We start from the raw sequence: 6,193 nt of genomic DNA on the forward strand, positions 1-6,193 counted from the left end.
ACTAATTCTGGGGTATTCATTAAAGTTCTATAAAAAGAATATTCTTCTAATTTTTTTTTTCCAAAATATAAATTATAAACCTCCTGAGAATAAAAAGCTATATAACCATCGATATCTTCTGAAAGTTGCCAACTATGAACTTGACCTGGCTTAAGAAAATAAAGACAACCAACTTTTATTTCAAATCTATCAAAATCAATGATATGAATACCGTTTCCTTGGGTAAATAAAACTAACAAATAAAAGTTGTGACTATGAGTGTTTTCGATAAAACTATTGTTAACCAAATGCGATTTAAAATCATTCACATACAAATCATTTTCACTCGACTCGCAATAAAATTTATTTATCTGATAAATAGGTAGTTTTTCCATAAACAAAATGTCTTAATATTACCATTTTTAGCGAATATAAGAAAATTATTATTCCTTCTTATATTATAAATTTGTATTATAAAAAAAGATAATTATGATTAGTACAATAAAACATATTTTCAGTAACGAATGTCCAAAATGTAACAATGGAAAAGTATTTAGGGACAAAAATTTCTTCTTTAGTATTGGTTTCCCAAAAATGAATGGATATTGTAGTCAATGTAATTTTAAATTTAAAAAAGAACCTGGTTATTTTTTTGGAGCTATGTTTGTAAGCTACGCATTAACAGTTGGAGAAGGCTTAATAACCTATTTTATTGCTCATCAATTTTTCGATAAAACATTTGATTTAAGAATCATACCAATAATTTGTAGTGTGGTGGTATTGTTGTGTTTTTTTAATATCCGATTATCCAGAATGATTTGGATTTATATGTTTAAAAATTATTCGGCATAAATAATAATTCTCTAAAAAATTTAATAATCCATTACAACAAAAAACATTTGCTAAAGATCACAGACTTTTAACTATTTTATCCTATCTCTTACAAATTCTATTTCGGTTTTTCCGTGAGCTTTTGGTTTTCCATCTTCTCCTAAACTTACCATTGTTATCGAATCTATTGTGATAATTGTTTCTCTCGTCATGATGTTTCGAACTTCACATTTTAGTATTAATGAAGAATTACCAAACTTTACTACATCTAACCCAATTTCGATAATGTCTCCTTGTTTTGCGGAACTCACAAAATTTATCTCCGACATGTGTTTAGTAACTACCCTCGGATTTTCTAATTGAACTATTGAATATAAAGCTGCTTCTTCATCTATCCAGGCTAATAGTTTTCCTCCAAAAAGAGAATGATTTGGGTTTAAATCTTCGGGTTTCACCCATTTTCTTGTATGAAATCTCATATTTTAAATGTTTTTAAAGCTTTTTCTATAATTTCTTGATGATCGAAGGCTAAATTAGGCAATTCATTTACAGGAAACCAAGCTACTTCTTTAGCATCATCGGAAGCAATGGCAATGGTGTTTTCTGGAACTTCTCCAAAATAAGCTACCGAAACCATGTGTCCTCTAGGATCACGAAAAGGTTTACCAAAAGCGCCAAATTGTTGCAACGAATCAATTTTTATTTTTGTTTCTTCTTCTAATTCTCGTTTTGCTGCGACTTCTAAATCTTCATTTTCATCTACAAAACCACCAGGTAATGCCCAACAATTCTGAAATGGTTCATTTTTTCTTTTTATTAAAAGTAATTGATTGTCAGTTGTTTTTTTGATAATAACAGTATCTACTGTGACGAATATTTTTGAAGTTCTCATAATTATCTTTTCAACACTAAATTACTAATAACTTTTAGATTTTAGCCACAAATAAGCATCGATAATTTCTTAATTTTAAAAGAAAAACAAATGGGAAATCGTGATACAACAATTTTTGATTTAAGAGGTGGCACTTTAGGAATTGTAACGCCACAATCATCGGAAGAAGAAGCTTTTCAGAACATAACTTTGCGACCTATTTTAAAATTGCAAAACGACTTGCTTATTCGAGTGTTTATAAATTATGCTCAGAAGCAAAAGAGTGTTTTTTTCGCCTTATCTCCCGAAAAAAAGTCAAGCTATATCGAAAACGTGATTCAAAAAGATATAAAATTTAGAAACTCGCTAAAAGGCATGGTTATCGGATTTTTTACCGTTCATGAATACCAAGATTATATAAAAAATTCCTCGAACCTAAACAAAAGAATGATGAATTTGTTAGTAGAAAGACTAAAAAGCCAGTTACAATTATTAGAAGAATAAACGCAATTTGTATTGAAAAAGTTATAAGTTCGTTAAGTGAGTTTTATTTTAAAAAACTTTAACCCAAAACATCTAAAAAAAGTATGTCAAATATTAAAATTAGAACAGTAACACTAAGCGACATTGACCAATTACAAAAAATTGGCAGACAAACTTTTCAAGAAACATTTTCAGAATCAAACTCTGAAGAAAACATGAAAAGCTATTTGGAAGAAGGATTTTCTAAAGAAAAACTGATTGGAGAACTTAACGACGAGAACTCCGAGTTTTATTTTGCAACGCTTGACGATGTAGTTATTGGTTACTTAAAAATTAACTTTGGAGAATCGCAAACAGAACTAAAAGATAGTAAAGCTCTTGAAATTGAACGAATTTATGTTTCAAAAGAGTTTCACGGAAAAAGCGTTGGACAATTATTGTATGATAAAGCAATCCAGATAGCCAAACAGAAGAATGTAGCCTATATTTGGTTAGGTGTTTGGGAAGAAAACCAAAGAGCAATAAGTTTTTACAAGAAAAATGGTTTCATTGAGTTTGACAAACATATTTTCAAATTAGGAAATGACGAGCAGACCGACATCATGATGAAACTCAAATTGAGTTACTAAATGTTTATTCCTTAAACGTTAGCCTCATTTGAATTTTATAGTTAAAAACTAAAAGTAGCTTCCTACTTTTAGTTTTAATTTAAATATTCACAACTGTCATAATTATAACTCTTTATCAAATCATTTCTCTCTCGATTCTAGAACATTCACAACATCTTGCAATTTAAATCCTTTGGCTTGCAACAGAATGAGATAGTGAAAAAGTAAATCGGCACTTTCGCTTAAAAACAAATCATCGTTATTGTCTTTCGATTCAATAACAACTTCTATTGCCTCCTCTCCTACTTTTTGCGCAATTTTATTAATGCCTTTCTGAAATAAACTGGCTACATAACTTGTAGTAGAATTTTCTGTTTCTTTTCTTTCTGAAATTGTATTTTCTAGTTTTAATAAAAAATTAAAATTCTGATTTTTAGATTCTTGCCAACAATTATATGAACCTGTATGACAGGTATTTCCTTCTGGATTTACTTGCACTAAAAAAGTATCATTATCACAATCTAATTTGATAGTTACAAGGTTTAAAAAATTACCACTCTCCTCGCCTTTTGTCCATAATCTATTTTTTGAACGGCTAAAAAAAATAACTTTTTTTGTTTCTACTGTTTTATTATACGCTTCTTCATTCATGTAACCGAGCATCAAAACTGTTTTAGAATTATTGTCTTGAATAATGGCCGGAATTAATCCGTCTGCGTTTTTTTGAAAGTTTGGTTTCATATTATTTTGTTTACTATACCTGACAGGTTTTAAAAACCTGTCAGGTATATATGATTAAATTCTAATTTTTATATTATTTATATTTAATTCCTTTTTCAGCTCTAAAATCCCAATTTCTTGAAAGTGAAAAACACTGGCAGCCAAAGCAGCATCTGCATTTCCAACAAGAAAAGCATCGGCAAAATGTTGTATTGTTCCTGCGCCACCAGAAGCAATAATTGGAATGTTTACAGTTTGTGATAATTTGGCTAAAGCTTCATTTGCAAAACCATTTTTAGTTCCGTCATGATCCATTGAGGTAAACAGAATTTCTCCAGCACCACGATTTTCTACTTCTGTTGCCCAATCGAACAAATCGATTTCTGTGGCTACTTTTCCGCCTACAAGATGTACTTTCCAATTTCCGTTAATTTGCTTGGCATCGATAGCAACAACAATACATTGACTTCCAAAAGCTGAAGCCAAATCATTGATTAATTGTGGGTTTTTAACCGCCGATGAATTAATTGAAACTTTATCGGCTCCAGTTTTAAGCAATATTTCGACATCTTTTACAGACGAGATTCCACCGCCAACAGTAAACGGAATATTGATAGTTTCGCTAACTTTTCGAACCAAATCGACTACTGTTTTTCTATCTTCTTCAGTGGCAGAAATGTCAAGAAAAACCAATTCGTCTGCACCTTCGTCAGCGTATTTTTTGGCTAATTCTACTGGATCTCCAGCATCTTTTATATCTAGAAAATTGACACCTTTTACGGTTCTTCCATTTTTTATATCTAGACAAGGAATTATTCTTTTTGTTAGCATTTCTTATTTGTTTAAAATGAAATTTTCCAATTGTTTTAATGTAATTCGGTTTTCGTAAATTGCTTTACCAATAATGGTTCCTTCACAACCTAATTCGGCTAATTTTGGTAATTCATCAAAAGTGGAAATTCCTCCAGAAGCGATCAATTTAATTTCTTTTGTTTTCTGTAAAATTTTAGCATACAAATCGAAACTTGGCCCTTCCAACATGCCGTCTTTGCTAATATCAGTACAAATCACATATTCCGTTCCTTTGTTTTGATAGTTTTGAATAAAGGGAATTAATTCTTCTTTACTTTCTTCTAACCAACCTGAAATAGCCACTTTTTCGTTATTGGCATCTGCTCCCAAAATAATTTTATCCGCTCCGTATTTAATAATCCATTCGTTGAATACATTAGGATTTTTGACAGCAATACTGCCGCCTGTTATTTGGTTAGCACCTGATTCGAAAGCAATTCGTAAATCGTTATCAGATTTTAATCCGCCACCAAAATCGATTTTTAAAGATGTTTTGGAAGCAATTTGTTCTAAAATTTTATGGTTAACGATTTCGCTAGACTTAGCACCATCTAAATCGACCAAATGCAAGTATTGAATACCGTGTGCTTCAAATTCTTTGGCAACTTCTAATGGATTTTCGTTATATATTATCTTCGTATTGTAATCACCTTTGGAAAGTCGAACACATTTCCCGTCGATGATGTCTATGGCTGGAATTATTCTCATTTATTTAAGTCTTAAAGTTTAAAAGTCAAATGTCATAAAGTCATTTAGATTTCTAAAAAGTTTTTTAATATTTGCTCTCCTATTTTCCCGCTTTTTTCTGGGTGAAATTGTACTCCATAAAAATTATTTTTTTGTAATGCTGATGAATATTCTGTTTCATAATTTGTAAAAGCAATGGCTTCGGCACATTTTGGAGCGTAAAAACTATGAACTAAATACATGTATTCGTTTTCAGAAATTCCTGCAAACAAACTAGATTTCAAATTATAAATGTTATTCCAACCCATTTGTGGCACTTTTACCTTGTTGGAAAATTTAATAATATCGATATCGAAAATTCCTAAACCTTTTGTATTTCCTTCTTCAGACGAGTTACACATGAGTTGCATGCCGAGGCAAATTCCTAAAACGGGTTGTTTTAGATTTGGAATTATTTTGTCTAATCCACTTTCTCGGAGTTTTTTCATAGCAGAACTTGCTTCTCCAACTCCAGGAAAAATAACTTTATCTGCCGATTGAATTTCGGCGATATTATTTGACAAAATACCTTCATAACCCAATCTTTGCAAGGCGAATTGTATGCTTTGTATGTTTCCTGCTCCGTAATTTATAATGACTATTTTCATTTATTTATGTCTTAAAGTTGTAAAGTCAAAAGTCATAAAGTCAATTCTAAACGTAATAGGACTTTAAGACTTTAGACATTATGACTATTTAAAGCATTCCTTTTGTGCTTGGTAAAATCATTTTTTCTGAATCTCGTTTTACAGCTGCTTTTATGGCTTTAGCAAAAGCTTTAAAAATAGCTTCAATTTTGTGGTGCTCATTTGTTCCTTCAGCCTTAATGTTTAGATTGGCTTTTGCTCCGTCAGAGAAAGATTTAAAGAAATGAAAAAACATTTCGGTAGGCATTTGTCCAATCATTTCACGTTTGAAATCGGCTTCCCAAACCAACCAATTTCGTCCTCCAAAATCGATAGCTACTTGTGCCAAACAATCGTCCATTGGCAAACAAAATCCGTAGCGTTCTATTCCTAATTTATTCCCTAATGCTTGTGCGAAAACTTCTCCTAAAGCGATTGCTGTGTCTTCAATTGTGTGGTGTTCGTCAACTTGCAAATCACCTTTAACAGAAATCTCC

General features: G+C 31.1%; 10 protein-coding genes and 1 pseudogene. 3 read left to right on the top strand and 8 right to left on the bottom strand.

Annotated features, from left to right (window positions below; genetic code table 11):
* A partial coding sequence (locus ACKVOV_RS04755) for an AraC family ligand binding domain-containing protein (protein ID WP_409205624.1) occupies positions 1–374 on the bottom strand: 374 nt, incomplete at its 3' end.
* 94 nt (positions 375–468) lie between these two features.
* Between ACKVOV_RS04755 and ACKVOV_RS04760 the strand changes: the two genes are divergently transcribed.
* The gene (locus tag ACKVOV_RS04760) at positions 469–831 is read left to right on the top strand and encodes a DUF983 domain-containing protein (RefSeq protein WP_409205625.1); all 363 of its coding nucleotides are present in this window, start codon (positions 469–471) and stop codon (positions 829–831) included.
* Positions 832–902: 71 nt separating this feature from the next.
* Here ACKVOV_RS04760 and ACKVOV_RS04765 read toward each other — a convergent pair whose 3' ends face one another.
* Both ACKVOV_RS04765 and ACKVOV_RS04770 read right to left on the bottom strand, forming a co-directional pair.
* On the bottom strand, positions 903–1,289 hold the full coding sequence (locus ACKVOV_RS04765; protein WP_409205626.1) for an acyl-CoA thioesterase: 387 nt from the start codon (positions 1,287–1,289) through the stop codon (positions 903–905).
* Entirely contained in the window at positions 1,286–1,702 is a 417-nt protein-coding gene (locus ACKVOV_RS04770) for an NUDIX domain-containing protein (protein WP_409205627.1), read from the bottom strand. The genes ACKVOV_RS04765 and ACKVOV_RS04770 overlap by 4 nt, the downstream gene beginning before the upstream one ends.
* Before the next feature lie 90 nt (positions 1,703–1,792).
* On the opposite strand from ACKVOV_RS04770, the gene ACKVOV_RS04775 reads away from it, so the two are divergent.
* Together ACKVOV_RS04775 and ACKVOV_RS04780 are read left to right on the top strand one after the other, a co-directional pair.
* The gene (locus ACKVOV_RS04775) at positions 1,793–2,185 is read left to right on the top strand and encodes a glyoxalase (protein WP_409205628.1); all 393 of its coding nucleotides are present in this window, start codon (positions 1,793–1,795) and stop codon (positions 2,183–2,185) included.
* 83 nt (positions 2,186–2,268) lie between these two features.
* On the top strand, positions 2,269–2,793 hold the full coding sequence (locus ACKVOV_RS04780) for a GNAT family N-acetyltransferase (RefSeq protein ID WP_409205629.1): 525 nt from the start codon (positions 2,269–2,271) through the stop codon (positions 2,791–2,793).
* Positions 2,794–2,913: 120 nt separating this feature from the next.
* On the opposite strand, the gene hisIE is transcribed toward ACKVOV_RS04780, so the two are convergent.
* From hisIE to ACKVOV_RS04805, 5 genes and pseudogenes are all read right to left on the bottom strand, one after another.
* Positions 2,914–3,513: a bifunctional phosphoribosyl-AMP cyclohydrolase/phosphoribosyl-ATP diphosphatase HisIE gene (gene hisIE, locus ACKVOV_RS04785; protein ID WP_409205630.1), complete on the bottom strand. Its 600-nt coding sequence runs from the start codon at positions 3,511–3,513 to the stop codon at positions 2,914–2,916.
* 54 nt (positions 3,514–3,567) lie between these two features.
* Complete coding sequence (gene hisF, locus ACKVOV_RS04790) at positions 3,568–4,323, bottom strand: imidazole glycerol phosphate synthase subunit HisF (RefSeq protein ID WP_409205631.1); 756 nt, start codon at positions 4,321–4,323, stop codon at positions 3,568–3,570.
* 3 nt (positions 4,324–4,326) lie between these two features.
* On the bottom strand, positions 4,327–5,052 hold the full coding sequence (gene hisA, locus ACKVOV_RS04795; RefSeq protein ID WP_409205632.1) for a 1-(5-phosphoribosyl)-5-[(5-phosphoribosylamino)methylideneamino]imidazole-4-carboxamide isomerase: 726 nt from the start codon (positions 5,050–5,052) through the stop codon (positions 4,327–4,329).
* A gap of 44 nt (positions 5,053–5,096) precedes the next feature.
* On the bottom strand, positions 5,097–5,678 hold the full coding sequence (gene hisH, locus ACKVOV_RS04800; RefSeq protein ID WP_409205633.1) for an imidazole glycerol phosphate synthase subunit HisH: 582 nt from the start codon (positions 5,676–5,678) through the stop codon (positions 5,097–5,099).
* Positions 5,679–5,766: 88 nt separating this feature from the next.
* A pseudogene (locus ACKVOV_RS04805) lies at positions 5,767–6,193 on the bottom strand (bifunctional histidinol-phosphatase/imidazoleglycerol-phosphate dehydratase); the annotation flags it as partial.

It is taken from the genome of Flavobacterium sp., assembly GCF_046153165.1.
In the GTDB taxonomy this organism is placed as follows: Bacteria; Bacteroidota; Bacteroidia; order Flavobacteriales; family Flavobacteriaceae; genus Flavobacterium.